Annotated in this window: 2 protein-coding genes; both read right to left on the bottom strand. The window is 65.4% G+C overall.

Translation table 11 applies throughout. The annotated features are described in order from the left end of the window. Positions 1-200: NUDIX domain-containing protein (locus ACLQ24_RS30175; RefSeq protein ID WP_425895128.1), on the bottom strand; the 200-nt coding region annotated here is incomplete at its 3' end. Between the two features lie 2 nt (positions 201-202). After that, positions 203-520 (bottom strand): phosphotransferase (locus ACLQ24_RS30180; protein ID WP_425895129.1); only part of this gene is annotated, 318 nt, incomplete at its 5' end.

Genomic DNA, 520 nt, shown 5'->3' on the forward strand with positions numbered 1-520 from the left:
TGTACCTCGCGAATGAGGGCCTCGGTCAGCAGTTCGCCGCGTTCGACGCCGCCGCCGGGGATAGACCAGATCTCCTGACCGTCGCGCTGCTCTTGCACGAGCACGATGTGGTCGTCGCGGCGGAGTAGGGCGGCGACGACCTGCACGCCGGGGCCGGCGACCGGCGCGGGCGCTGGGTTGGTGGGTTTCGTGGCGGGCATGTTTACTCCAGTTCGCTTCGCAGGGCCGCGACGCATCCGGGGATCTGGGTGCTGTCACGGTTATGCCAATACAGGACGTACGACAGGTGGATAACCAGGCGGTAGAAGGCGAGGCGGTGCTCGAACATCGGGTCAGCTGGCTGGCCTCGCTGGCGCCAGTAGGCATCCAGCAGGAGCCGGCGGTCATCGCCCGCGGGCAAACACCATCGGTCGATCTTGACGAAGTCGCTGACGTCTTCGGCGATGGTGGCGTGATCGAAGTCGAGCAAGGCGATCTGACCGCCAGGTCGGATAAGGATGTTATCCGGGTGGATGTCCTG

The organism is Micromonospora sp. DT4, assembly GCF_049841675.1.
Taxonomy (GTDB): Bacteria; Actinomycetota; Actinomycetes; order Mycobacteriales; family Micromonosporaceae; genus Micromonospora.